Below are 23,681 nucleotides of genomic sequence, written 5' to 3'. Positions count from 1 at the left end.
TTCATCGTCTGCGAGCAACGAGGACGCCGTCGCGGGCGGGGTTCATGAAGGTGTCAAAGTTGGGGTGACTTACAACGGCTTGGTTGTGAGCCTTGATGGCGTCGGTCCAACCAGGGACAGGATCGCTGCTTACTTGATCCAGAGCAACGCGGCCGGCCCACAAACAATTGTCGGCAATGTACAAGCCACCTTTGCGTAGTTTATGTTGAGCAAGCTCCCAAATCTCTGGGTAATCACCCTTATCAGCATCGTTATAGATGATATCAAACTCGCCCTGCTGCTCTTTGAAAACATCTTGCGCCCAAGCCTGATGATACTCAATGCGCTGCCACAATTCAGCTTTCTTTAGAAAAGTTTCAGCCATACGCACATTGTCGGCATCCCCTTCAGTGCAAATCACTTGCCCCTCGTGCTCCAAGGCCGAAGCAAACCATAGCGCCGAATAACCAAAGCCACTACCAAACTCAAAGATGCGGTTTGCGCCAATCATAAGCGCAAGCGATCGAAGAGACGGACCCACCAACGGACCTATAATCGGAAAACCTTTTTCGGAAGCTAAGCGCTCCATCTCCTCAAGTGCAGCTGCAATCGATCCAGAACGAAACTTTTGCTCTGAAAAAAGCGATTCAAGATAAGCATTAACCGGTTTCGAGATCAGTAGATGATTCGGATCCGTTTGGTTTTGAGGATTATCTTGCGGACGGTTTGAATGATCAGTCATGGGTCAATATAGCAAAAGCCAACACCGATAAACAATCAAGCCTTCCCGGCTCTGGTGATGAAGATCAGACAGTCGCAGTGCTAATGGTACCAGTGCAAAAACTCCCTTTTTATCTGAATTGAGCCATCCGTTTGCATCGAGTGTGTATTACACCATTGCCTAAATGTAATGGAGCTTCTAAGAGTATCTGGTCATGGCAGTTGAAGATAAAAAAAATGAAAACGATTTGATGGTTGTGCAGGAAGGCGAGCGCCCAACGCTTCCGCCTCCGAGACCACTGGACAAAGTCTTGTTGCCACTGCAGTCCTTGTTCCAGCATAATCTTGCAGGCGCGTTATTGCTGCTTGCAGCAGCGGTTATCGCGGTGCTGCTCGCAAATAGCCCACTTGCACCGGCTTTTGAGCATCTCTTGCATACCTCTATTGCGATCCGTTTCGGAGACGCTTTGCTCGAGAAGTCGCTGCAGCATTGGATCAACGACGGCTTGATGGGCATCTTCTTCTTTTTTGTCGGCTTGGAAATTAAGCGCGAGGTTCGCGTAGGTGAGCTATCGACACTCAAACAAGCTGCGCTTCCTGCAGTGGGTGCCCTTGGTGGTATGGTGTTTCCGGCCCTGATTTACGCGGCGATTAACTTCGGCTCCAAAAGCATGGGAGGCTGGGGCATACCGATGGCCACCGACATCGCTTTTGCGCTTGGCGTGGTGGCTTTGCTCGGCGATCACGTACCGAAATCTCTGAAAGTATTTCTGACAGCACTAGCGATCGTCGATGACATCGGTGCGGTGCTGGTGATTGCGGTTTTTTACACCGACAACGTGGCTTTGTTGAGTCTGTTTCTTGGCGGCGTGATCCTCGTGATTTCCCTAATTGCAAACCGACTTCAGCTTCGCTCGACGATGTTTTATCTTGTTCTAGGCCTCATGAGCTGGCTAGCTTTTGTGCAGTCGGGTGTGCATGCCACGGTGGCAGCAATTCTGATGGCGTTTACAATACCGGCTCAGACGCGACTCAATGGAACTGAATTTCTAAGGAATATTCGCGGGCATCTGGCGGAGCTTGTTGAACATGGCAAGCCAAAAGATCGTGATCTCAACACCGCAAAGCAACATCAGGTTTTTATCGAAATGAAACGTACCGTCGATTTCGCTATTTCGCCTTTGCAGCGACTAGAAACGGTGCTTGCAGTACCCGTCACCTTTATTGTTCTTCCGATCTTCGCGCTGGCCAATGCTGGCGTTCCTTTGCATTTAAGTCTTGGAGATGCTTTTAGCAGCAAGATCACCTTAGGCGTCTTTTTCGGCCTTGTGTTAGGCAAACCATTGGGTGTGTTTGTCAGCGCATGGATAGCGATACGCTTGGGTGTGGCAGAACTTCCAAAGGGCGTAACACTAGTCCACCTTTTGGGCGCAGGTTTGCTCGCAGGAGTAGGCTTCACCATGGCTTTGTTTATTTCCGCCTTGGCCTTCACCCCGGCAGCGTTGTTAGCGGAAGCCAAACTCGGTGTCATGACAGCGTCGGTATTTGCAGGTTTAACCGGCTACGCATGGCTCAGATTTCTTCCTTCGACAAGCGATCCAGGATCCCGGTCTTTAAGAAATAATGTCAAAAACTTAAGATAGACACCGCGATTTTTTTAGATCGACAGCCTCATTCCCTTTTTCACCGGAGGTGAAAGCGCTTTGCCGTTGAGCGGTGTACCTGCGTAGCTCAAATTATTTTCTCGCTGTTACTCAACCTTTATTTTTCCTCTTTGCGTTTTTGCTTCTGTCAAATCAGTTTGTGTGATGTCTTGTTCGGAGCGTCGAGAGTCATCGGTGTTGTCGATGGGTTCTGCCACAAGCTCACCCCTCACCATAGGCTCTGAACATGATGTTTGATCGCATGCTGCTGCAAAAATAAGCGCGGCTGCCAATGCTCCCCCTACGCCCCCGTTGGATGCGCGAAACAGCGGCACGCCTTTTGAGCTCACTCGATACGTTGCGCACTTCACCGCGCCTGTAGCCAAAAGATCTTGTGCTTGCGCTTCGGTGTAAGCAGAAAGATTGTGCACTACTGTCGAGCAATGACCACAGTATCGATTTTGTTTATCTTCTGAGACATTGAGCTCGATCGGGCAGGGTGAGACAATGTGAAGGCGTTTTTTGGCGGCCATGCAATTCCTCCTCAGGCTGTTTTATACACAACGTCTGCCGCCCAGATTTATTAACAAGCAATCTGTGTTTTTCGGCCACCATAGTCGAGGAATTTACTCAATCCATCGTGAAACCAATACATAAAAGATTTGCCCCCACATGCCAGAGTTGGCATTTTTTTTAGAAAATTAAGCCAGTATTGGCAAGTTTATGCTCATTTTTATGCCAAATTATCAAGCGCCACCTGTTCTTATCAATGCTTTTCAACAGAAAGCCCCGGAAAGCCGACGAGAAGATAAAGGAACGCCGTTTGGGCGGAGGGATCCTGCGGATGGGCATCAGCCCTGAGCGCACCGATGCAAGCAAAAGATAGAATCTGCTTTTCGATAACGCCGAGTGTTCGGTTCTTGAAAGCCCAGGAGCAGGACCCCTCCGCCCAAACAGCCCCTTATGCACCGGACTTGGTTACGGGCAGTTTGTTCGCAGCAGGCAGTGCTCTCTTAGGCTTTTCGTACGGCTCTATCGATTAGAGAGAAGTTGTTCTGATCGATTGATCTGCCCACTTTAGGCGTATGCCCACTTAGCCAGTGGAGCTCAGCAAGAGCCAGATTGACCGCCCGCAGCTCTGCTCGGATATTGTTTTTTTCTGCCACGAGCACGGTTTGAATCGCGCCTGAAGACGGATCGCCAGTCTCCCGTTCCGCCTCATTGCGAAACACTATCCATCCCAGAGCAGCCAAGCCGTGAGTTTTGCTAAAACTGGCATCGGTATAGATATAAACGGTGCTCGATTGTGTCATCTCAATCGTGTGCGAAAACAGAGTCAGTGCGCCTCGCCCAAGGTCCAAATTTCGCGGCCGGTCTTCAGGAGCTTTTTAGTGATCTGCATGTCGAAGGAATCCTCACCTTCGGCAATCGATCGAAGCTCAGCGAGATCGTCGGGAGTGCCGTCACAAAACCCGATAGGGGTAGTGCTACCGGCTTTGATGAGTTGAACCTTAAACTCACCATGATCCCAGCGAGTCTGCATTTCGTTATTGTAATAGTGAATCATCGTTATAGGCCAACCTAACCCGCTCCACCGAAACTGCCAACGTGTTTGACAATCCGCTCAAAAAGCTGCCTCAGCTTGCCCCTTGGCGTGTAAAGAAAAATGCACGGGCCCTAGGGGTTCCGTCACAATATTTTGCGCACCAGCCAAGGTAGCAAGCAGCGTCAGCTCCGAAGGCAAAAAGCCGCGTCGCACGGACTGAAAGCCATCCCAAAACACCGGTGTGAGTGGGCTCAACAAGGCCACGGCGCAAGCCGCTTCGAGCGCGCCAGTGAGACTTCGCAGCAAATCAATAATTAGTATACCTTGTTTTGCTCGAAGAGCTGTATGGATCATGGCAACAATATCACCAGCATTCATGTGGTGCGCAGCCTGCGCGCACACAAAAAGGTCAACATCATGAATATCCCACAATTGCGTGGCATCCCTGTTCTCAAAACGCAACTGTGAATCGTTCGCCCTACACTTTGCTTGCGCGAGATCGACAAAGTCTTGATCGTAGTCCGAGCCGGTGACGCGAAGCGCGTGCGCTTTATCGTGACTTTTGAGCAAATGCCGGCAAAAACCACCACCACCCGAAGCCAACTCGTAGACCTGAGCTTCGGGCGTTGAGCAAAGCAGCGCGTCAATTTTGCGGGCCCACGCAACGTATGCGCCTGTCTGACGGTTCACTCTTTCCAGTTGGTTGACTAAAAAAACCTTGAAACTCAGAGCAAGCCCAGGCAACTCCATGATTTCAGTGGCTTGTGTTTGTATGATTGCATCAAGCCTGCGCTCAACGCTTTCGCGCCCGGAAGTTGGTTGCGTGTTCCGAAACGATTGCAATAATAGCTCAGATTCGTTGCGAAGCAATTCCTGAGCGTCGCGATCCCAATGCTTTCTTTGTCGTTGGCATGTTTGCACAATTCCTTCAACCGTGCTTCGGTTTGCATGTAGAAAGTCGGGGAGACGCTCTTGGTTAATAGCATCGAGGTGTTGAGCCCAAAAACAAAAAGGCCTTATGTGCTGAAGCATGGTTGAGTATTTATGACCTTAAGCGCAAAAGGATAATGGAGGCCTGGAAAGCTTTAGTACAGGACCTAGCCTAGAGCATCACACGCAAAAACGCGAAAGCCTTCGTGTTTACAGCAAACGACATGGAATAAAAGAGAAGATTTTTGGTTAAAATTGTAAGCTCCGTAAGTGAATTTCCGCCGCACTACTATACGCAATCGCAAATTCTTGAGGCGGCGCGCCTTGTGTGGAACGAGGGCTCTGCTGCCTCATCGCTAGAGCGATGGTTTGAACGTGTCGGCGTAGAAGGTCGATTTTTTAGTTTGCCTTTGGAGCAATACGCCGAGATTTCAGGCTTTGGCCAGGCGAACGCACAGTGGTGTAAAAGCGCGCTGGGGCTCGGCAAAAAGACACTGCAAGCTTTGTTCGGACGAGCAGAAATGGATGCATCTGATATTTCTTTGATGGCCTTTAGTACGGTGACCGGGATCGCTATTCCATCCATTGACGCACAACTCATGAATCAAATGCCTTTTCGGGCCGAGCTTAAGCGGATGCCGCTTTTTGGTTTTGGTTGCGCTAGCTGCGTAGCGGGTGTTTCACGCGTTGGCGAATAGTTAGAAGGCCATCCTGATGAAGCAGCGGTGCTTTTTTCTGTAGAACTTTGTTAGCTCTCTTTTCAAAAGAAAGACATGTCCATTGCAAACCTGATTTCGGTCGCGCTTTTTGGTGACGGCGGAGCGGCATTATTGATGGTGGGCAAGGATCATCCGCAGGCAGAAAAAGCTGGGCCGAGCATTGTGGCGACCGAGTCGGCATTTTTTGCCGATACGGAACATGCGATGGGATGGGCCATTGGCGATGATGGCTTTCATGTCGTGCTTGGCTCTGAGGTGCCGCGTATCGCAGAGAAGCTTGTCCGCCCGCGTCTTGAGAGCTTCTTGGCAAAACACAGCTTGAGTATCAAAGATATTGCGACGTGGATTGCCCATCCCGGGGGCCCCAAAATAATGACCGCCTTTGAGAAATCCTTCGAACTGGATCCTAATGCGCTGCAACACTCGCAGCAAAGCATTCGTGAGATCGGCAATATTTCCTCAGCTTCCGTGCTCGATGTGTATTGCCGCACGGTGAATGACTTGGCGCCGGCCGCTGGAAGTTACGGCGTGATGCTCGCTCTTGGACCGGGCTTTTGTGCAGAGTTCGTGCTCATGCAGTGGTAAGGGCGATAAGCAAGGAGGCCTAGCGATGCCCGCAAAGAGCGTGGACGTAGTGGTGGTTGGCGCGGGACCCGCAGGCTTTTCTGCCGCAATTGTTTGCTCACGTCAGGGCTTGCGTACGATGCTGTGTGACCGCACCTCGCCGCCAATCGACAAAGCGTGCGGCGAAGGCATCATGCCCACCGGGGTCTCGCACCTTCGTGCGTTGGGTGTCGAACTTGAAGCATACGAGCATCATCGTTTTTCAGGTGTTCGCTATCTATCCGCTAAAGGCGCAGTGGCCACCGGAGACTTTCTATCGGGCTACGGCATCGGCATGCAGCGTAAAGATCTTTCCGCAGCGCTGCACGCGGCAGCCGCGCACCATAAAACGCTTGAGATGCGTTTCGGGCAGCCTGTGCGCCTTATTCAGCGACAACCTCAGGGCATTGAACTTGAAGTGGGACAGTCGCGGCTAACTGCTCGGCTCGTGATAGGCGCCGATGGCTTGCATTCCAAAGTACGGCGCTGGGCGGGGCTCACGCGTCCAAGCAAAGGGCTTGCACGTTTTGGCATGCGTCAGCACTTTGAGCTCTGCCCTTGGAGCAACTACGTTGAAGTGTTTTGGTCCAAAGGCGCCGAAGCCTACGTGACCCCATTGGGACCAAGGCTCATTGGCGTTGCATTGCTATGGGATGCAGACTTTTTTAAACGCGAGTTTCATCAAAGCTCGCCCCGCCGCAGTAGTCCACGACCGTCCATTGATCTCGACTTCCCTGCATTGGCGGAAAAACTTAAGGGTCATGCGCCGATCGGCCCAGCTCTTGCTGCTGGCCCGATGAAACAAGACGTCAGCAGCGTAATCGACGATGGCCTGGTCCTAATAGGTGATGCCGCGGGATATTTAGATGCACTCACCGGAGAAGGCATCAGCCTTGCGACCGCAGAAGCCTTGAGCCTTGAAACGCATGTCGTGCCCTTGCTTCGAAGCGGCCAAGGCCCGCTTTGCGCGAACCAACTTCGCGCCTATGCCGAAGCCTCAACCACCATTCGCCGACCCTATTACGTCCTTGCAAACTCTGCTTTGCTCATGGCGCGCTATCCCGCCGTGGCTCGCTCGGCGCACGCACTGCTTTTCCATGCGCCCGCGCTATTTAGCCGCATTCTGCAATACCAACCCAAGCTTCCAAAAACAAAAGCGAGTTGACGCCATTTCCCAAAAGCCCTCCGTAGCTTTGGTGGCTAATTGGTGTCTCTTATGGGCAGCGTAAAGTAAAAGGTGGAGCCTTTATTGGGCTCTAATTCAACCCAAATTCATCCGCCGTATCGTTTCAAAAAGCTAGATCGAAAACTGAAATGCGCGAGCTCGCTCGATCATGAAGGTGACTTCTTCGGACATGTTGATTGCGGTGAGCTTGATGTTTGGGAAACGCTTGTGCCAGACGCGAAACACTTCATCAGCACATCCCTGCCCGACACTATGCACACGGTCAAAGTCCAGAATGAGCGCTTTAACGTCAACCGGCATCTTGACGATCAGCACTAAATACATAATAAATTCAATACAAAATTGAAAGATAGCTCAGCCTGGATTAATCGTCAATTGACGATTTCAGCCCCTGCTTCCCCGACTCGTACTGCACTCGGATCAGGCGGGGGGCTTTTGAAATGGGCAAGGTGTAGGGCAGATCACTGGCTTGATAGCCCTCGGGCACAGGAGCGAAATCGTGATCGTTGACGGCAAAGAGCGCAACGCGCGGAGCCATCAAGAGGCCTGTTCGCATCCATTGCTCAAGCGAGAAAGTAGCGCGCGACATAGCGAGATCAAAAGGCATGCCGCTGACTTGTGGTGCATCGGGATCGAGATGGCCTTGGATAACTTTAACGCGCTCATGGATCTGAAGCGAACCGATCGCCAAACGCATAAAGGCAACGCGTTTTTGTCGGCTCTCATAAAGAGTGAACTTCAAATCCTCGCGCAATAAAGCAAGCGGTATGGCAGGCGCTCCGCCGCCGGAACCCACATCAAGCACAGAGAAGCCTTGGCTTAGAGAAGGATGCCGCGCGAGCACAAAGGCATCGGCGCATAGGATTTCAGCAAGTGCTTCTGGGCTTTTGGCCGCGGTAAGATCGTGCACACGATCCCAATTTGCAGCAAGTTCAACAAACTTTGAGAGATCAACAAGCGTGGGTTTATCGGGCAATTCAGGGCAAAGCGCCTCGGCTATCTCTTGTATTATCGCTCGATCGTGTTCTGCATTAAACATGGTGGCTTACAATTTGGCGAAATTAACATCTCCTTCTAAGCTCCCTTCTTATGAGCGGCGCACTTAGCAGCGAGATGCTTTCGACAAGCTTACTCGATTTGGGTTGGACAGGGGTAGCTGTCAAGCAGATCGTTGCCCTAAAAGGAGACGCTTCAAGCCGGCGATACTACCGCGTGAGCCTTGAAGGTGGCGCCGAGGCAGTGCCTGCGAGCATCATTGTCATGCAACTGCCAGCAATGGATGTTAAAGCTGAAGAAGTCAGCAGCGGCCCTGTGCCAAGTGAGTTGCCGTTCATTGATGTAACCCGCTTGATGCAAAAACGCGGACTGCCCGTGCCCCAATTGGTTCATATCAACAAGGCAGAAGGGCTTCTTCTGCTTGAAGACTTGGGTGATACAACCCTCGAAGCCCAGCTCTCAAAAAGCCCACGCGATCAATGGGCGACGATCTATAAAGAAGTGATCACGCTGCTTCTTCGTATGCATGACAAACTGCGCGAAGCAGACTCCGGTTCAATTGCCTACCAACGCAGCTTTAGTCCAGAGCTTTTGCACTGGGAGCTAGAGCACTTTCGCGAATGGGGCCTTGAAGCTCTGCATGGACCTCTACCACCCCCGGCGAAAGAGACATTCGATGCTATTTCTCGCCAGATAGTCGATAGAATAAGCCAGATTCCTCAAGGCTTTTGCCACCGAGACTACCAGTCGCGAAACCTGATGCACTGCCCAGACCGGGAGCCAGAACCTTGGGTTATCCTCGATTTTCAAGACGCTCTTTTAGGACCGCGAGTCTATGACCTTGTCGCGCTGCTTGCCGATTCCTATATCCCTTTGACCATGGACGAGCAGCTTTCGCTATTAAAGGAGGCCACCGGACAGCTTGGACTCGATGCAATTGCGGCAAAGTGCTATGAGGAAGACTTTTGGTGGATGTGCGTTCAGCGCAAACTCAAGGACGCTGGACGCTTTATTTTCATCGATCGGGTCAAAAAAAACCCAACATTTCTGCCCTATTACGAACCAAGCCTCACAAAAGTCAAAGCGGCCCTCACCCAAATTCCCGAACTAGCCAAACTCGAGCAGTTTCTGCAGAAATACCTGCCCAACTACCCCAGGTAAATTTCCTCGAGCTGTTACGAGTAGCCTAGTGCTCTGATTGGAAGGTATTGAGCCGAGATCGCAAAGTGAAGGTGGGAGATGCAAGGAAGAAAAGCGCAGTAATATCGCGAATATTTCAAGGTTTTCGGACGCCGCAGCTCGCGTCTTCATTGCGGCGAGACGGATCAATCCTTTCCGATCAGAGCACTGGCTGTCTATACTTGATAACTTTTCTCGCAAACATACCTTTTCACGAGCTTTTTCTGGGTCCGAGCGCCCCCACAGCGACGAGGAGGCACGTACACCGGTACTTGCCGACGAGGAGCGAGGAGGTAAGCCGGAGCCAGGAAAAGCTCGTGAAAAGCCCTTGCAAACAAAAACATCGTGTACGAATACGATCCGAAGACTTGCTCTTAATGGCGGAGTGCATAGACTGCGGTCAATCGTAGGGCTCTGCCTAATGCCGAGTTTTACATCTTAGTCTCAAATCACCATGCACTTTGCATGGTCTTGGATCTTGGGGAGTGAATACATGAGTAAAGGTTCTGCAACCATTGTAGCTTTAATGGCCTTTGTCGGAGGCCTCTTGATTGGAAATCTTACAGCCGGCAAGTTTGGTAGCTCTGCTGAGCTGTCCGCCGAAGCTGAAACCATCGCCAACGAAGAAGGCATCGAGCGTTTTAATATTCCTGTGGACGAAAACGCCCCAAAGAAAGGCGCCGATGATCCTCTCGTCACCATCGTTGAGTTCTCGGACTTTCAGTGTCCCTTCTGCTCACGTGTTAATCCAACCGTCGCGCAGATCTTAGACGAGTACAAAGGCAAGGTTCAAATCACCTGGCGCGACAACCCGCTACCCTTCCACAAAGACGCTACGCCCGCTGCTGTGCTTGCCAATGAAGCACAGGCTCAAGGTGGGGATAAAGCTTTTTGGAAAGTACATGACCTTTTGTTCCAAAATCAGCGTGCACTTAGCCGCCCCGATCTGGAAAACTACGCCAAGCAAGCCGGTCTTGATTTAGCCAAAGTCAAAGAAGCTTTGGACACCAACAAGCACAAAGAAGCGATTGATGCAGACATCGCGCTTGCTGCCAAAATGGGCGCTCGCGGCACACCCGGTTTTTTCATCAACGGCAGGCAACTTATGGGCGCTCAGCCTTATGAGAAGTTCAAGGAAGTCATCGACGATGAGATCACCCGCGCTGAAGGCTTGATGAAGGCAGGCGTTGATCGTGATGAAGTCTATGCAGCCTTCATGAAAAATGCTTTGGCTTCTGCAGCTGAGAAGCCCGCTCCTGAACAGCCACAGAGACCAGGGCAGCCTGATCCCAACGCCGTTTACAAAGTGCCAGTTGGCAAATCACCTATCAAAGGCGCACCAGACGCATTGGTCACCATTATTGAGTTCTCCGAATTTCAATGCCCCTTTTGCAGCCGTGTGGTGCCGACCATCCAACAAGTCCAGAAGACCTACGGCAAGAACGTAAGAGTTGCGTTTAAACACAACCCTCTACCCTTCCACCAAAACGCCATGCCTGCTTCGGAAGCCGCCATGGAAGTTCAAGCACAGCTTGGTGATAAAGGTTTTTGGGCGTTTCACGATGTGCTCTTTGAAAACCAAAAAGCACTTAGCCGTCCTGACCTAGAGAAGTACGCCGCTGCGCTTAATGTGGGCGGTAAGAAGGTCAACATGGCTGCGTTCAAAAAGGCACTGGATAACCACACGCACCAAAAAGCTGTCGAAGCCGAGCAAGCCATGGCACGGCAGTTTGGTGCATCGGGCACGCCAAGTTTCTTCATCAACGGACGAAACCTACGCGGCGCTCAACCCTTTGAGCAGTTCAAATCGGTCATTGACGAAGAGCTGAAGAAAGCTGAAGCCAAGGTCAAAGCCGGAACGCCTCGCGCAAACATCTATGAAGAGACGATCAAAAACGGCCAAACAGGGGTCAAGGCCGCTGCTGCTGCTCCAAGCCAGGCTGCTCCTGATGCCGACAAAGTCTATGCCATCAAAGCTCCAGCCAAAGCACCACGCATGGGTAAAAGCGGAGCACCGGTACAGATCCAAATCTTCAGTGAGTTTCAGTGCCCTTTTTGCAAACGTGTTGAGCCCACCATCGATCAATTCATGAAAGAGTATAACGGAAAGGTCGAGCTTATTTGGCGCGACTATCCGCTACCCTTTCATCAAAACGCCATGCCTGCTGCCGAAGCAGGACGCGAAGTGCTTGCACAAGGCGGCCCTCAAAAGTTCTGGGCTTTTCATGACCTGTTGTTTGAAAACCAACAGTCACTTAGCCGAGAAAACATTGAAAAATATGCAGCACAAGTGGGCGGCATCAATATGGCGCGCTTCAAAAAAAGCCTTGGACAGCAACACCCATCGCGCTGCAGTTCAGCAAGACATGGATGCTGTAAGACAAGCGGGCGCTCAAATCGGAACCCCTGCCTTTTTCATCAACGGCAAGCTGATACAAGGCGCACAACCGATCGACGCGTTTAAGAGCGCGATCGATGCTGCGCTAAAAGAAAAGTCGTAGGCAAAAGAGTCGATGCTCATATTGCTCAAACCTGGCTCGACAGACGCCCAGGTTAACGATGTGATTAAAACCGTGGAGGCATTGGGCTATCAAGCCCATGCCATCCCCGGTAAGTCACACACGGCGATCGGCATCACTGGCAACGAAGGCCCGGTTGATCCCGAGCCTTTTTTAGTTCTGCAAGGCGTTTCTGAATGCATTGCTGTCACGCAGCCCTACAAACTTGTCGGTCGTTCAGCGCGTCCGGAGGGCAGCATCATCAAAGCGGGCAGCATCCAGATTGGTGGCGGCCACTTTACCGTCATGGCTGGACCCTGTGCGGTTGAATCCAAAGAGCAAATCCTTGCCACGGCCAAACACGTCAAACAACACGGAGCAGCCATTTTGCGCGGCGGCGCATTTAAGCCTCGCAGTAGCCCCTATGCTTTTCAGGGATTAAAAGAAGACGGTCTGAAGCTTTTAGAAGAAGCGCGCAACCAAACGGGCCTACCGATCATCACTGAAGTCAAAGACGTTGAGAGTCTTGAAAAGGTTGTAGCCCATACGGACATTCTGCAAATCGGCGCCCGCAACATGCAGAACTATTCCTTGCTTGAAGCCGTGGGCGAGCAAGATAAACCCGTGATGCTCAAACGCGGCCTTTGCGCCACCGTCAAAGAGTGGCTCATGTCGGCTGAGTACATCGCGGCGCGCGGTAATCTGCATGTCATGCTCTGCGAGCGAGGCATTCGTACCTATGAGACCACCACGCGTAACACCCTCGATCTCGGTATTTTGCCAAGCCTGCGAGAAATGACCCATCTGCCGCTAATCGTGGACCCATCGCATGGCACCGGCATTGCCAAAAGCGTTCCTGCCATGGCCAGAGCCGCTTTCGCCGCAGGAGCCGACGGCATCATGGTCGAAGTGCACCCCGATCCTGCCCATGCATTATCCGATGGCCCGCAATCATTGAATTTCGCTCAGTTTTCCGAGATGATGGCCGAACTAAAAGCCCTGTCAAAGGCACTCAACCGACCGTTGGCTGGTCATTAGATTTTCCAAAAAAGGCCCGATCGTTTGATTGACACTTGCCCTGCGCGACATTAAAGTGCCTCCTCAGAAATTTCTGGGAACAATCCAAGAAAAACGCGAATAAACTGGCTTTTGTCGATGTTTCTTTGAGTAGTTACAAAAGCTAGCACGCCGGAATGGAATTTATGCCAAGAACACGCACCGCCGAGAAACCAATTGTCGAAGAACTTCATTTCCGTAGCGATAACGCCTACTTGTGTCTTGTTCTGAACCGCCGGACCCGCACTATCCGGGTCATCGATTTTCGCGCCGGAGCCCTGCCCGCCAAGCGCCTCTTCATTCAATCCGTCGCTCAAAAAGAAGGCGTGGAGAAAATCATTACTTTGGTTGAAAAAGACGAGGTTTCGTCCTGGACAAAAGTGGGTTTCATCCGGGAAGGCCAAATTCCAGGCTTTTATAAGCGCAGCGACGGGCATTTACTCGGCTGCGTCGTAAACGACAGCACCGCATCCATCGAAATGGACGATGAGAGCCTCAAGCAAGCCGAGCGCACCGTAAACGCTGCTAAGCGCGCCGCCAACCAGATTCCCGACCCCATCACCGGGGTCGCTCTCAAAGTCGTCGAAGAAAAAGCCGCACACAGCGCGCGCGATCAAGTTTGGAAAAAAGGCATAGGAGTCGGCTCCTTTGACACCTTTGGTCGCGGCGTCGAGCGTTTGTACGTTGAAGCTGTCGTAGGCGGGAAAAACTCCAAGCGTAAACCAAACTACATCACTGCCGAATACCAAGACTGTTTTGGTCACTCGCTGATTGAAGTGTTGCGCAGCCCTGAAGACGATCAAGAGATGATTGCCGTCTGCGGCGCCCTTCAAACCTTTGCCGAAGAACTTAAGCGCCGCGGCATCATCTCGGCCTTTGGCTTTGCTGCAAGTGACGATGTGGCTTTGGCCACTGCCTATGCCGGAGCCGGCTTCCGCAAAACTGGGCTATTAGCCAAAGGCATTGTCGATAAAGGCGAGCGCAAAGACGCCATCCTTTGGACCCGCAAACTAGCCATCCCAGGCGATGAAGACAAAGACAAGTTTGAAAACTAACCCCTGTTTTCAGATGGACATTCTTTTTTTCAACACAGATCGATATGCAATGGTTTCAAGACAAATCATTTTGCGAGATTTTTCTAGGCGCGAGCGCGCCCGCAGCCGCAACGAGGATGGTACTGAGGTACCGGACGAGGAGCGGCGAGGCCGTAAGCCGCGGATAGAAGAATCTCGCAGAATGTCTTCGCCAACAACCAGAAGGTAACCCTAACTATGCCAACTTACGAATACATTTGTGAGGCCTGCGGCGCTGAATACGAACTTGAACAGCGCATCAGCGATGAACCCAACAAGAAGTGTAAAAAATGCGGCAAGTCCAAAGCACGCCGCCAAATCACCCAGGGCAACTTCATCCTAAAAGGTGGCGGTTGGTACTCAGACCTTTACAGCTCTCCACCCCCCGCCAGCAGCTCCTCGTCCACAAAAAGCAGCAAAGCAAGTACGCCTGCGCCAGCCAAAACCAGCACAAAAAGCAGCGGCAAAAAAGACGCGTAAGTTAAGCCATGGCGCACAAGCCCCGTATTCCTCTGGGAATAAGGCCTGCGCGACACAGCTTTTTCATTCAGTTTGCGCTGATGGTGTAAAGGCCTGCACACTCAGCTTCGGTACCACTATTTTGTCGAACCAACCGCACCGCAATCGTGCCGGTATTGGCACCTGTTATCGTCACCGAGCGACTTGAGCCTGAACCCGTATCGCTTCCAATCGAACTTGATGAACAATACGAATTGGCAGAGGACTCTTTGTAAACAAAAAGGTCGTAGTCATGTCCACTCGGAATATTGCTAACCGTCACAGTAACCGTCGAGCTGCTGATATTGGTGATCTGAAAGCAGTCGACTGTATCTTGCACAGAAGTACCATTGTTCTGAAGTGAGTTTTGCTGCGATGTGCCAACTGGAAGCTTGTAACACATCGCCGTGATGGTCCCGAGCTTACAATTTCCCGGATTGAGTTCACAGGTCGGACCAGGAGGAGGAGGAGGGGGAGGAGGATTACCTCCACCACCGCAAGCAGAATGGCCTGTGCAAGCTGCATTCGAGCAACATACCGTCGTGTCATAACAGTCAATCTTGCCGTTTTGGTCGTTATCTAGTCCGTCGGTGCAAATCTCAGCGGTAATCGGTGGATCGCAAGCGGGATCGTTATAACAAACAGTTTGATTGCAGCACGCATCAACATCGGCGCAGTCTTTTAGCCCGTTGCCGTCGTTATCAATGCTGTCGTTGCAAATCTCAGCTTCGTAGATCGACTGACAGCCACTCGAGGTGCATTCCTCGTCCTGACCACAGCGATCGCCGGCTTCTAGGCAATGATCATTGTTGCCAATGGCAACACATACGCCTTGGTATTTGTCCGTGCCTGGAGGACAGCTAGGAACACCATCGAGGCAGATTTCGCCTGCGGCAAGGTCAACTGGGACGCCTGGGCAGCCGCCACAATGGGCTGTGCTGTCGTAAGGATTGATACATGCTCCGTCGCAGGGCACTCGGATGCCATCGCCACAGTCGGCAACACAGCTGCCCTGGTCGCAAAGCTGGCCCTCAGCACAGGGTTGGTTGCAACCGTTACAGTGAGCCCAGGTCTCCAGAACGTTAACGCAGGCATCTTCACCGGTCGCTGGATCCGGACACCACTCATAGCCGAAGGGCCGATCTTCCTGGTCGCACACGAAGTTACTGAGGTCTGTAGGTACCAGATCATGGGGTCTACTGTTCCCAGCACAGGAGGCAATTGCCCCCACTAGCAGGGTAAAAAGCAGGCTCTGAGAGGCACCCAAGAAGAGTTTTTGTGGTGAATTTATCATGATTTGATTCCTAATTTGACTCAAAAGCTATTGAAAACACTATATTTTTCTTCTTTTTCTTTCAAAAGCCTTGCGCATACATTTCCTTAGCAAATACCATTCCAGGGCGGGATGTGAACAGAGGCAAGGAACGGATCGATATTTGCATACTGTTTAGCACAAGGAGCGTAGATTCATGACACAAATCAGGTTTAGTTTGAAATCATTCACCATTTCAGCTGTTCTTGTCAGCCTTACTTTTGCTTCCGCCTGTGCTGTATCTACGGGCCCTGCGGAGGACAACGTTGCTTTGCCCCATGTGCGTATGATTACGCCTGATGAAGCAACCTTAGGCACTCCAGTTCGGGTTATCGGCGAAAACTTCCCAGAAGATTCTGTCGGACAGCTTCACTTGGTCTTCCAAGGTGATTTTATCGGCGATGATGGCAGCAGCCAATCCGTGGATGAAGAAGTCATCCTTAATCGTCAAAGCGCAACAGAAGCCTCTTGGGGCGGCCTTGGACCTGCGAGAAATCCTTTTGGTCATGGCACAGGCGTGTTCGAAGGCACGGTTTCAGCTCGCGTACGTCTACGTGGCGATGGTACGCCTCTAAACGATCCAGCTCCTATCACCACATCGTTACGGGTTAAGCCATCTATTCGCGTCGCGCAGTTTTTGCCGCGCCGTTTTCCAAACGATGATGGCACTGGCATCTGCGGTGACTGGGTTAAACGCGGGTTTGAACAACAAAGTTATATCCTTCGCGTCGAAGCCATAGGGTTTGAGCCCGTACGTTTTGATTACAGCGTGACCGCCCCTCAACTTGAAGGCAATGCGGACTATCAACCACTCCAATTTCAGCAGCTGTATCGAGCAACTTACACACCCTCGGCCGCAACGGTGAGCTTCGCATGTGGAAGGTGCCTAGCGATTTTGGTAGCTACGCTGCGATTTTCCACATTGTTGCCACAGACGCGAGCGGGAAAAGCATCACCACGGCTTTCTCGGTTGGCGTAAAACGCCTACTTGATGCCGTCTACAACGGTAACCTACGCGTCGCTGAAATCCTTAGTCCGATTAATACCTCAGGCTGCATGTATGGTGGCGTAAACAATCGCCAGGTCACCTACGGTAAGAGCTATTCAGATACGCGTGCAGTAAGCACAAGCGTAAGCTGGTCAGACAGCTTCTCATCAAGCCATAGTATATCCACAGCGGATCAAATTGGCACCGTGCAGACCAACTCCACGGGGGATCAAGTTGGTGTTACCACAGGTAACAACGTTGTTGTTGCTTTAGGCGGCACCGCTGAGTCAAACACGAGTTTCTTTGGTGTTCAATCATTCAAATTTGCAGCCGCACCAAGCTGTGGAAATACCGCAATCAACCAACAAGCCAACAGCACGTCGAACTCAGACTCGCTTTCGACAAGTGAGGTGACTACCGACACCACCACGGATGTTGAAACACGCACCCGCCAAGATGCTGGGGCTGTGAGCGATACCGTGAGTTCAACCAAGCAAACGAATGAATCCTATGGCGGTGAAATCATCTCCTATACCTATGGCGTATTTTTCTTGCAGCCGGTCCGTATGGTTCGAAATGTCTCGCTAGTGATGTACAACAGCTGCGGCGAGGTCGAAGATGTGGTAGGTGATTTCCTGGTCGATGAGTGGAAATGGAATCTTTCTCTTGCACTCGGCGAGCAATGCTTTGATGATACCACTTTCGAACTTATGGAGGCCGAAGGCTTAGATGAGCCAGCGTGTTTGATACCACCATGCAACTACCAGTACTAAGAAAAGCCGCGCTGAGCACAATTGCAGCATTGTTTGTTTTAGGATGTGGTGCCCAAGCAAAACGCCCCGTGCGATCTGTTTTGCCGCCGGCACCTACGCTTGGGCCGGACGCCGAGCAAACCTTAGATGCTCCGACAATCAACCATGTCTTTGGCTTGCCAGCGCCTGAAGGGACCGTTATTACCATTCCCTACTCGGTGATTAGTATTTCTGGCCTCGCTCCAGGGGCGAGTGATGTCTTGATCGAGGGAACGACCAACCGCACCTCGCGGACTCTTCCGGATGGTAGCTTCTGTGTCGACCTTACGGATCTGCCTCCGGCACAATATGACTTACTCGTCACAGGTTACAATGGAAGCCAATTTTCGCCATCGGTGTCGCTGAGTGTCAAAATTGACCCCAATAGCCCGCCGCCTGATCCTATTTTTACCGAAGCAATTGAGACTTGTCGGGGCCTATCTCCCAGCGCATGCGAAAACGTCATCGAAGACTGCAACAATGGCGTCAGTGATAACTGCAACTCCTACGTTGACGGCGACGACCCTCAATGCATTGACTGTTACGATGACGGTTTTGATGTAGGCGGAGAAAGCCAGCAAAATGACACCTATTCTTCGGCCATCCGTCCAGCTGAAGGGCAAAACTACGATCTGACCATTTGCCCAGCAGACAACGACTATTTCATCATCGATGCAGAAGCTGGCGAGCAAATCGTGGTGACCATCGCGCTAAACTACAACAGCCCAGCTCTCTATGCTGAACTTCTTAGCCCGAACAGCCAACTCCAGCCCATCAGTTCGACCAAGATTAGCTCAACCGCAACCAAGACCATTACACACACCGTAGCGCCAGCCCAGGGCGGTGCCTATCGGCTACGAGTTTTTGGACTTAATAGCGATACCAACGACTATCGGCTACAGATTACGGTGGGTAGCCCAGCTCCGTAAAAGCAAAAGTCAGGCCTTGCCTAAGGGGCCTGGGAAAGTTAGTTTCCATGACCATGAAAGCAAAAATCATCAAGAAGCCAGTTGTTTTATTGTTGTTCGTGCTACTTGGAGCTTTGCTTTTCCCGCTCAACGCATTGGCTCAAGGCGCAGCCACCTTTGATCTTGAAAATGCACGTGAGCGTTTGCGTTATGAGCCCAAGGTTGCAGAGGTCGTGAGGCAGACCCTTGAGTACTTCCGCGTCAGTCCCGAAAACTTCGATGGCATGCGTGAAGCAGCTCGGCATCGTGCAGCTCTACCTTTGCTCGCCGGCGGTTATCGTTTTGATACAAGTGATTACTCACGCTTTGAGCAACAGGTTCAAACCGCGCCTCGTCAAAACGACGAGAACACCAACTCCCAAGCTCATGCTTTCACGATCGGTGCGGTGTGGGATTTACGCGAGCTTGTCTTCAACCCTGCGGAGGTTCAGGTTTACGGTATTATCGGTGTGCAACGTGACTTGCTCTTGGAAGCCACGCGTACTTACTACCTAAGGCGCCAGTTGCTTTTGCGTCTTTTGCTTCGTCCCCCCGAGGATGAGGTCGCACGTGAAGCTTTGAAACTTCGTATTGATGAGTTTACCGCGCTTCTCGACGTGCTCACCGGTGGCTGGTTCAGCCAAACCACCGAGGTTCGCGCTCGGCAAGCACGCGTTCGCGGCGGCGGCGCTCCTTCAGCAAGCGAAGGCGCTACAACTACTACTCCCCGTCGTCGACGTCGCTAAAAACACGGGGCATCCTTGAATCTGCCTTCATGCAACGTGCGGGATAGCGCCGTTAGCAACCTCCGCTTAAAACCCTTGCAGAGCTAGGGAGCCTTCGATGGGTATCAGCGTTCTCGACCGACGGCAGAGTTTGAGCACAGCGACTCTGCTTGTGGTTGCAAGCATGATTGGTACGGGCGTATTTACGCTATCAGGCATTTTGCTCGAGGATCTAGGAAGCATTGCCAGCGTGCTATTGGTTTGGCTCTTGGGTGGTTTGCTCGCTTTTTGCGGAGCACTTTCCTATGCAGAGCTTGCAGCCATGTTTCCTCGCAATGGCGGTGAATACGCACTGCTTCGAGAAATCTATCATCCAGCCATCGGCTTTATGGCCGCATGCACTTCCTTTATTGCAGGGTTCACGGCACCGGTGGCCATTGCAACCCTTGCGTTTGGCCACTACGCACACCGTCTGAACGCATCTTTATCCGAGCTACAGTATGCCTTTGTATTGCTCGCCATCATTACCTTGTTTCAACTTAGCAAAGACGTGGTTGCAGCACGCTTTCAGAACCTACTCACCTTCATCAAAATCGCCCTCATTCTAGCTTTTGTGTTGGTGGGTTTTACGCAAGGACATATCGGTCCATCACCTTTGGCAAGTTTTGATAGTGCTACGCTTTTTTCGCCACAGTTTTCCTCGGCCATCATCACCGTCAGCTACGCTTATACCGGTTGGAACGCTGCAATCTACATTGCAGGCGAACTCAAAAACCCCAAACGCAACATTGCCCTTTCACTTGCACTTGGAACCGGCGGAGTGACTCTTGTTTATCTGCTATTGAACTATGTGTTTTTAACTTCCGCACCCATCGCAGATCTAAAAGGCGTGATTGAGATCGGCCATGTCTCGGCCAGCGCCTTGTTTGGAAAAGAAGCCGGCTACTGGATGTCCGTCGTCATAGCCTTAGGGCTCATCTCCACCGCCAACGCTTACATGGTCACCGGCCCTCGTGTGTATGAAGCCGTTGGCCGCAACTACTCAAAGCTTGCTTGGCTGATTCGCAAAGACAAGCACAGCAACCCGATGCGAGCCTCGCTGCTTCAGTCCTGTGCCGCCATACTCATGATTCTTAGTGCAAGCTTCGAGCAACTGCTGGTTTACGTTGGAACCTTGCTTTCTGTCTTTTCCGCTATCACCGTGGCGGGTGTCTATGTACTTCGAAAACGCCTGCCAGATCAGCCAAGGCCCTATCGCTGCTTGGGCTATCCGGCTACACCAGCGTTCTTCATTGCGCTCATGGCTTGGGTAGTTTTTCGCTCAATTTCTGCCAATCCTGTCAGTTTTTTAGCCTCAATTCTGACAATTTTGGCATGTTTTAGCTTTTACCTCTATGTAAGAAAAAGCGCCATGCCTGATCCATTAGCCACATCTTCAGAAGATAGCTGACGAGAAGCTATCAGTGTTGCTTGCTTGCGATTTGATCTGGAAGGTCCGAGATAAAACCATCAACGCCCATGGCGCTTAGCGAAACCGCTTGCTTTGAATCGTTAACGGTCCATGCGTATACATAAAGGCCAGCTTCATGCGCAGCGTCAACCACAGCTTTGTTGATATAGGGAAAATCCAAACCCACCGCATCAGCATCGAGCGCAACTGCTTGATCGACGAGCTCCATCTGATACGAGCCACCATCTTTTGGTCGAGCCACAAGCCATAACGCGGCCACATCAGGATTGATTTCTTTCGAACGCTTGATACGTTCTTTATCAAAGGAAAAAATCGCCACATCATCTTGCATATCAAGCTTTTTCAACAACATATGCACTTTCTTTTCGATACCCGCGCCGTCCTTGAGTTCCAAAAACAGCACGAGTTTATCTTTTGCCACAGCAAGAAGTTCGCCCAGTTCAGGAATGCGCTCTTGTTGATATACTGGCGAATACCAAAGGCCTGCATCGAGTGTTTTCAAGTAAGCCAAACTTTGCTCGCTTACTTTGCCGTCCCCGTCAGTAGTGCGCTCCAATGTCTCATCGTGAATCACCACGATCTTCTGATCGGCACTTAGATACAAATCACATTCAGCTACCGGCACGCCAAGCTCAATGCTTTTCTGAATGCAGCTAACGTGTTTTCCGGCGCATGACCACTTGCTCCTCGATGAGCCACCAGTACCGGCCGCTCTGTTTCAGAAAGATGATCAAAAACATTGGAAGTGCTTGCGCAATGACAAATTCCTAAACTGAACAGTATTAAGACAAAAATTTGAAAATTATAGACCATGGGAGTGAACTGTTGCCCTTGCGCCATCAAACTCGCTTATCTAGTGCTACCGGTCAACTCTTCTTTATAGAGCTACTTGATTTTCAAGACCGCAAATCAAACATGCTCTGGCAAAAGGCAGCATAGAGCGCTTTGGCCTATCCACAAGACAATCGGCTTCCGCTTTGGGACATGGAGGGACACCGGGCACATAACTGCTGACTATTCGTATTGGCAATCTGCACCTGCAACCGTCTGGTTGTATACCCATCTAGTTGTTTCGCCGACCCTGTTGGCAGCGAATTCATTGTCTAACTAAAAACTGGTATAGTTTAACAACGATGCCAAACAAACTATGGCTACTGTTTCTGCTGTGTATTCACTGCGGACGGATCGGTTTTGACGTCACCGATTCACCAACTCCCAACAACAATTGTACGAGCGATCAAGACTGCGCAGGTGGACGGTGCGATCTAAGTCAAGATCCTCCGGTATGCTTACAGCTAGCGAGCTGTGGGAACGGGAGTCTTGATGCCAATGAAGGCTGCGATGACGGCAATCTAGAAAATAGCGATGGTTGCAACTCAGCTTGTGCCCTTGAAACAGGACAAGCATGCAGCCAGGATCAAGATTGCGCAACGGGGCAGTGTGACACCAGCACAGGACAGTGTGTTGATAGCCAAAATTGCCAAGGCTGCAGTGTCAACGGAACATGCTTCAGCGCAAATGAAGCCCACCCTACCAATTCATGCTTGCTATGTGATCCAAGTGCATCAACAAGCGATTGGCAAAATGCAACTGCTGGCACGCCCTGCTCTGGAGGAGGCCTCTGCGATGGAAATGGCGTTTGCAATGCACTTAGTACGAGTTCGTTAGCAAACGGATTTTTAAACGACAATGACCTTTTTGGGAATGATATTTCATTTTTTCAAGATACGATGGTTGTTGGAGCCCCGAGCCAATCTTTTGTTTCAAACACAGGCAAGGCCTTTCTCTACCAAAGACTGGCTAATGGCAATTGGTCGATGTTGGACGCTAACCCACTAGCAGGCGGCATGCAATTTCTTGAAGCAAGCGATGGCATCAATACCGACTTGTTTGGGCAAAGCGTTTCTATTTCTGGAAACTATGTTGCGGTCGGTGCGCTCTTTGCTACCACTTCAGTCGGTTCAGACCGAGGAGCCGTATATGTTTATGAAAAAGATTCCAACAATGTCTGGTCGGAAGCTATCAAACTAGAAAGCCCTCGACCTTCAACAGCTCAGTTCGATAACTTTGGTAGCGAAGTTATGATCGACGGTGATCGCTTGTTTGTAAGTGAACCGTGGCCGCAAGGTTTTGTGCATTATTATGAACGTACCGCTGGCACATGGACTTTTAAGCAATCCCTACAACCTAACGAAATAAATAACAATGATCGCTTCGGTTTCTCATTTGCTGTAGACGGAGACTTGCTTTTGGTCGCTTCTCCAGCGTTTTCAGGTGGTGGAGACATTGGAATCGTATACCTTTATACATTCTCCAACGGAAATTGGACTGGCGAGCAAGAACTGGATCGAGGCAGTGTGTCCGGAGACTATTTTGGAATCTCTGTTGCCTTAGAGGGACAAACCGCTGTTGTGGGCGCTTGCCAATCCGATGGGAGCAGCCACGTGGGTCCGGGTTATGTGAAAGTGTATAATCTAGAAAACGGTATCATCGAGGTAGCAACACTTAGCAGAGGAGCTCAAGCCGTCATCGGTGATGGTTTTGGTTTTAGCGTTGATATTAGGAATGGTCTTATCGCCGTTGGTAGTGTGTTTGAAGACACTGCTGGCTTTTCTGACGCTGGGGCAGCTTATATGTTTCAACCATTTCAACCGAACAACTACTCACTAAGCCACATTTTTCTGTCACCAGACGCAAGTGATAACGATGCTTTTGGTTTTGCGTGCAACCTAGCAGGTGATCAGAGTGTATTTTGCAGCGCCATCTACGAATCAAGCATTGGAATAAACCAAGGCCGCGTCTATCAGTTTGGCTACTAAAG

Annotated in this window: 24 protein-coding genes; 15 read left to right on the top strand and 9 right to left on the bottom strand. The window is 51.0% G+C overall.

The features are described from left to right. Position 1: 1 nt before the first annotated feature. On the bottom strand, positions 2 to 721 hold the full coding sequence (locus tag IPJ88_05525; GenBank protein QQR91193.1) for an O-methyltransferase: 720 nt from the start codon (positions 719 to 721) through the stop codon (positions 2 to 4). A gap of 229 nt (positions 722 to 950) precedes the next feature. Between IPJ88_05525 and nhaA the strand changes: the two genes are divergently transcribed. Then, a complete protein-coding gene (gene nhaA / locus IPJ88_05520; GenBank protein ID QQR91969.1) occupies positions 951 to 2,342 on the top strand; it encodes a Na+/H+ antiporter NhaA in 1,392 nt (463 codons plus the stop codon). Positions 2,343 to 2,449: 107 nt separating this feature from the next. Here the strand turns inward: nhaA and IPJ88_05515 are convergent, their stop codons facing one another. The 4 genes from IPJ88_05515 to IPJ88_05500 form a co-directional block, all read right to left on the bottom strand. Further along, on the bottom strand, positions 2,450 to 2,875 hold the full coding sequence (locus tag IPJ88_05515; protein QQR91192.1) for a hypothetical protein: 426 nt from the start codon (positions 2,873 to 2,875) through the stop codon (positions 2,450 to 2,452). A 480-nt stretch (positions 2,876 to 3,355) separates the two neighbouring features. After that, positions 3,356 to 3,655 (bottom strand): hypothetical protein, encoded by a 300-nt coding sequence (locus IPJ88_05510; GenBank protein QQR91191.1) that lies wholly within the window; start codon positions 3,653 to 3,655, stop codon positions 3,356 to 3,358. Between the two features lie 23 nt (positions 3,656 to 3,678). Further along, positions 3,679 to 3,909 carry a hypothetical protein gene (locus tag IPJ88_05505; GenBank protein QQR91190.1) on the bottom strand — a complete coding sequence of 77 codons (231 nt, stop codon included), beginning with the start codon at positions 3,907 to 3,909 and terminating at the stop codon, positions 3,679 to 3,681. Between the two features lie 57 nt (positions 3,910 to 3,966). Then, entirely contained in the window at positions 3,967 to 4,920 is a 954-nt protein-coding gene (locus tag IPJ88_05500) for a methyltransferase domain-containing protein (protein ID QQR91189.1), read from the bottom strand. A gap of 143 nt (positions 4,921 to 5,063) precedes the next feature. On the opposite strand from IPJ88_05500, the gene IPJ88_05495 reads away from it, so the two are divergent. The 3 genes from IPJ88_05495 to IPJ88_05485 all read left to right on the top strand — a co-directional run bounded on the left by IPJ88_05495 (position 5,064) and on the right by IPJ88_05485 (position 7,305). After that, positions 5,064 to 5,516 carry a hypothetical protein gene (locus IPJ88_05495; GenBank protein QQR91188.1) on the top strand — a complete coding sequence of 151 codons (453 nt, stop codon included), beginning with the start codon at positions 5,064 to 5,066 and terminating at the stop codon, positions 5,514 to 5,516. A 75-nt stretch (positions 5,517 to 5,591) separates the two neighbouring features. After that, complete coding sequence (locus tag IPJ88_05490; protein ID QQR91187.1) at positions 5,592 to 6,122, top strand: hypothetical protein; 531 nt, start codon at positions 5,592 to 5,594, stop codon at positions 6,120 to 6,122. A gap of 25 nt (positions 6,123 to 6,147) precedes the next feature. After that, positions 6,148 to 7,305 (top strand): NAD(P)/FAD-dependent oxidoreductase, encoded by a 1,158-nt coding sequence (locus IPJ88_05485; GenBank protein QQR91186.1) that lies wholly within the window; start codon positions 6,148 to 6,150, stop codon positions 7,303 to 7,305. A gap of 132 nt (positions 7,306 to 7,437) precedes the next feature. Here IPJ88_05485 and IPJ88_05480 read toward each other — a convergent pair whose 3' ends face one another. Further along, positions 7,438 to 7,650 (bottom strand): STAS-like domain-containing protein, encoded by a 213-nt coding sequence (locus tag IPJ88_05480; protein ID QQR91185.1) that lies wholly within the window; start codon positions 7,648 to 7,650, stop codon positions 7,438 to 7,440. A 40-nt stretch (positions 7,651 to 7,690) separates the two neighbouring features. Continuing rightward, complete coding sequence (locus IPJ88_05475; protein QQR91184.1) at positions 7,691 to 8,365, bottom strand: class I SAM-dependent methyltransferase; 675 nt, start codon at positions 8,363 to 8,365, stop codon at positions 7,691 to 7,693. A gap of 50 nt (positions 8,366 to 8,415) precedes the next feature. Between IPJ88_05475 and IPJ88_05470 the strand changes: the two genes are divergently transcribed. The 5 genes from IPJ88_05470 to IPJ88_05450 all read left to right on the top strand — a co-directional run bounded on the left by IPJ88_05470 (position 8,416) and on the right by IPJ88_05450 (position 14,608). Further along, positions 8,416 to 9,483 carry a phosphotransferase gene (locus IPJ88_05470; protein QQR91183.1) on the top strand — a complete coding sequence of 356 codons (1,068 nt, stop codon included), beginning with the start codon at positions 8,416 to 8,418 and terminating at the stop codon, positions 9,481 to 9,483. A 511-nt stretch (positions 9,484 to 9,994) separates the two neighbouring features. After that, positions 9,995 to 11,965 carry a thioredoxin domain-containing protein gene (locus tag IPJ88_05465; GenBank protein QQR91182.1) on the top strand — a complete coding sequence of 657 codons (1,971 nt, stop codon included), beginning with the start codon at positions 9,995 to 9,997 and terminating at the stop codon, positions 11,963 to 11,965. 49 nt (positions 11,966 to 12,014) lie between these two features. Then, a complete protein-coding gene (gene aroF / locus IPJ88_05460; GenBank protein ID QQR91181.1) occupies positions 12,015 to 13,037 on the top strand; it encodes a 3-deoxy-7-phosphoheptulonate synthase in 1,023 nt (340 codons plus the stop codon). Positions 13,038 to 13,201: 164 nt separating this feature from the next. Further along, on the top strand, positions 13,202 to 14,110 hold the full coding sequence (locus IPJ88_05455; GenBank protein QQR91180.1) for a hypothetical protein: 909 nt from the start codon (positions 13,202 to 13,204) through the stop codon (positions 14,108 to 14,110). A gap of 216 nt (positions 14,111 to 14,326) precedes the next feature. After that, entirely contained in the window at positions 14,327 to 14,608 is a 282-nt protein-coding gene (locus IPJ88_05450) for a zinc ribbon domain-containing protein (GenBank protein QQR91179.1), read from the top strand. 67 nt (positions 14,609 to 14,675) lie between these two features. Here IPJ88_05450 and IPJ88_05445 read toward each other — a convergent pair whose 3' ends face one another. Then, entirely contained in the window at positions 14,676 to 15,920 is a 1,245-nt protein-coding gene (locus tag IPJ88_05445; protein ID QQR91178.1) for a hypothetical protein, read from the bottom strand. 175 nt (positions 15,921 to 16,095) lie between these two features. On the opposite strand from IPJ88_05445, the gene IPJ88_05440 reads away from it, so the two are divergent. The 5 genes from IPJ88_05440 to IPJ88_05420 all read left to right on the top strand — a co-directional run bounded on the left by IPJ88_05440 (position 16,096) and on the right by IPJ88_05420 (position 20,839). Next, complete coding sequence (locus IPJ88_05440; GenBank protein QQR91177.1) at positions 16,096 to 16,917, top strand: hypothetical protein; 822 nt, start codon at positions 16,096 to 16,098, stop codon at positions 16,915 to 16,917. Next, complete coding sequence (locus IPJ88_05435; GenBank protein ID QQR91176.1) at positions 16,812 to 17,699, top strand: hypothetical protein; 888 nt, start codon at positions 16,812 to 16,814, stop codon at positions 17,697 to 17,699. The genes IPJ88_05440 and IPJ88_05435 overlap by 106 nt, the downstream gene beginning before the upstream one ends. Further along, positions 17,681 to 18,646 (top strand): hypothetical protein, encoded by a 966-nt coding sequence (locus IPJ88_05430; GenBank protein ID QQR91175.1) that lies wholly within the window; start codon positions 17,681 to 17,683, stop codon positions 18,644 to 18,646. Before IPJ88_05435 ends, IPJ88_05430 begins: the two co-directional genes overlap by 19 nt. A gap of 53 nt (positions 18,647 to 18,699) precedes the next feature. Further along, positions 18,700 to 19,410 (top strand): hypothetical protein, encoded by a 711-nt coding sequence (locus tag IPJ88_05425; GenBank protein QQR91174.1) that lies wholly within the window; start codon positions 18,700 to 18,702, stop codon positions 19,408 to 19,410. 97 nt (positions 19,411 to 19,507) lie between these two features. Next, positions 19,508 to 20,839, top strand: coding sequence for an APC family permease (locus tag IPJ88_05420; protein QQR91173.1), 1,332 nt, complete (start codon positions 19,508 to 19,510; stop codon positions 20,837 to 20,839). Between the two features lie 10 nt (positions 20,840 to 20,849). Here IPJ88_05420 and IPJ88_05415 read toward each other — a convergent pair whose 3' ends face one another. After that, positions 20,850 to 21,485 (bottom strand): hypothetical protein, encoded by a 636-nt coding sequence (locus tag IPJ88_05415; protein QQR91172.1) that lies wholly within the window; start codon positions 21,483 to 21,485, stop codon positions 20,850 to 20,852. Between the two features lie 508 nt (positions 21,486 to 21,993). On the opposite strand from IPJ88_05415, the gene IPJ88_05410 reads away from it, so the two are divergent. Beyond that, the gene (locus IPJ88_05410) at positions 21,994 to 23,679 is read left to right on the top strand and encodes a hypothetical protein (protein ID QQR91171.1); all 1,686 of its coding nucleotides are present in this window, start codon (positions 21,994 to 21,996) and stop codon (positions 23,677 to 23,679) included. The last annotated feature ends 2 nt before the right edge of the window (positions 23,680 to 23,681 follow it).

Source organism: Myxococcales bacterium, assembly GCA_016699535.1.
Classification (GTDB): Bacteria; Myxococcota_A; Polyangia; order Polyangiales.
The sequence above is the reverse complement of the archived record's forward strand: the minus strand, read 5'-3'. Positions and strand labels throughout refer to the sequence as shown.